Source organism: Acetobacter indonesiensis (genome assembly GCF_000963945.1).
Classification (GTDB): domain Bacteria; phylum Pseudomonadota; class Alphaproteobacteria; order Acetobacterales; family Acetobacteraceae; genus Acetobacter; species Acetobacter indonesiensis.
This window is the reverse complement of record NZ_BAMW01000001.1, coordinates 1-2,500: the sequence shown is the minus strand read 5'-3', so window position 1 is coordinate 2,500 and position 2,500 is coordinate 1. Positions and strand designations below refer to the sequence as shown.

Annotated in this window: 1 tRNA gene and 2 rRNA genes (1 of these 3 cut by a window edge); all 3 read left to right on the top strand. The window is 55.0% G+C overall.

The annotated features are described in order from the left end of the window. A 23S ribosomal RNA gene (locus tag Abin_RS00015) occupies positions 1-2,168 on the top strand; it begins 574 nt to the left of the window's first position. A gap of 110 nt (positions 2,169-2,278) precedes the next feature. Beyond that, positions 2,279-2,394 (top strand): 5S ribosomal RNA (rrf, locus tag Abin_RS00010). Between the two features lie 29 nt (positions 2,395-2,423). Further along, positions 2,424-2,500 (top strand) — tRNA-Met (locus Abin_RS00005).

The window sequence follows — 2,500 nt, the reverse complement described above, 5'->3', positions numbered from 1 at the left end:
TTGCAGCGAGCTTAAGCCGATAGGTGTAGGCGTAGCGAAAGCGAGTCTGAATAGGGCGTTGAGTTGCTGGCAGAAGACCCGAAACCGAGTGATCTAGCCATGGCCAGGCTGAAGGTGCGGTAACACGCACTGGAGGGCCGAACCCACGCCTGTTGAAAAAGTCGGGGATGAGCTGTGGCTAGGGGTGAAAGGCCAATCAAACTCGGAAATAGCTGGTTCTCCGCGAAATCTATTGAGGTAGACCGTCAGGAATTTACCCCGGGGGGTAGAGCACTGGATGGGCTAGGGGGGCCCAAAGCCTTACCAAACCTAACCAAACTCCGAATACCCGGAAGTATTAGCCTGGCAGACAGACAGTGGGTGCTAAGGTCCATTGTCGAGAGGGAAACAGCCCAGACCACCAGCTAAGGCCCCTAAATCGTGGCTAAGTGGGAAAGGATGTGGGGATTCCAAAACAACCAGGAGGTTGGCTTAGAAGCAGCCATCCTTTAAAGAAAGCGTAATAGCTCACTGGTCTAATAGAAACCCTGCGCCGAAAATGTAACGGGGCTCAAGCCACGTGCCGAAGCTGTGGGTGCATATCTATGATATGCGCGGTAGCGGAGCGTTCCGTAAGTCTGTGAAGGAGACGGGGTGACCCTCTCTGGAGATATCGGAAGTGCGAATGCTGACATGAGTAGCGACAAACAGTGCGAGAAACACTGTCGCCGAAAGTCCAAGGGTTCCTGCGCAAGGTTAATCCACGCAGGGTTAGTCGGCCCCTAAGGCGAGGGCGAAAGCCGTAGTCGATGGGAATCAGGTGAATAGTCCTGAACCTGCCAGAAGTGACGAATGCAAGATGTTGTCAGTCCTTAATGGATTGGACTGGCTTTTTGCGCATTCCAGGAAATAGCTCTGGCGTATAGACCGTACCCGAAACCGACACAGGTGGACTGGTAGAGAATACCAAGGCGCTTGAGAGAACGATGCTGAAGGAACTAGGCAAATTACTCGTGTAACTTCGGGATAAGCGAGACCCGTTGGTGGGCAACCATTGGCGGGTGGCACAGACCAGGGGGTAGCGACTGTTTAGTAAAAACACAGGGCTCTGCGAAGTCGAAAGACGACGTATAGGGCCTGACGCCTGCCCGGTGCCGGAAGGTTAAGAGGAGGTGTGAGAGCACTGAATTGAAGCCCCGGTAAACGGCGGCCGTAACTATAACGGTCCTAAGGTAGCGAAATTCCTTGTCGGGTAAGTTCCGACCTGCACGAATGGCGTAACGACTTCCCCGCTGTCTCCAGCATCGGCTCAGCGAAATTGAATTCCCCGTGAAGATGCGGGGTATCCGCGGTCAGACGGAAAGACCCTATGAACCTTTACTGCAGCTTTACAGTGGCATCAGAGACATTCTGTGTAGGATAGGTGGGAGGCTTTGAAGCGGGGGCGCCAGTTCCCGTGGAGCCATCCTTGAAATACCACCCTGAATTTTTCTGATGTCTAACCGCGGTCAGTTAGCCTGATCCGGGACCCTGTATGGTGGGCAGTTTGACTGGGGCGGTCGCCTCCCAAAGTGTAACGGAGGCGCGCGATGGTGGGCTCAGGCCGGTCGGAAACCGGCTGTTGAGTGCAATGGCATAAGCCCGCCTGACTGCGAGAGTGACAGCTCGAGCAGAGACGAAAGTCGGCCATAGTGATCCGGTGGTCCCGCGTGGAAGGGCCATCGCTCAACGGATAAAAGGTACTCTAGGGATAACAGGCTGATCTCCCCCAAGAGTCCACATCGACGGGGAGGTTTGGCACCTCGATGTCGGCTCATCACATCCTGGGGCTGGAGCAGGTCCCAAGGGTTCGGCTGTTCGCCGATTAAAGTGGTACGTGAGCTGGGTTTAGAACGTCGTGAGACAGTTCGGTCCCTATCTGCCGTGGATGTTGGAGACTTGAGAGGATTTGTCCCTAGTACGAGAGGACCGGGATGAACATACCTCTGGTGCACCGGTTGTCACGCCAGTGGCACAGCCGGGTAGCTAAGTGTGGACGGGATAACCGCTGAAAGCATCTAAGCGGGAAACCCACCTCAAAACTAGGTCTCCCTAAGGGCCGTGATAGACCATCACGTCAATAGGCCAGGTGTGGAAGCGCAGTAATGCGTGTAGCTAACTGGTCCTAATCGCCCAATAGGCTCACTCTCTTACCGTTCCCTTAAAAGAACGGCCCGTGCACAGAAATCATCCATACAATACGTCATACTTCATCAGACCCAACCGTCCACACCACCCCAAAGCAGGGTGATTTGGATGACCTGGTGGCCATGGCGGGGAGAGATCCACCCGATCCCATCCCGAACTCGGCCGTGAAAACCCCCAGCGCCTATGATACTGCGGCTTAAGCCGTGGGAAAGTCGGTCGCCGCCAGGTCTTCCAAATCACCCACAAAAATACACCACCGCGGGGTGGAGCAGCCCGGTAGCTCGTCAGGCTCATAACCTGAAGGTCATAGGTTCAAATCCTATCCCCGCAACCA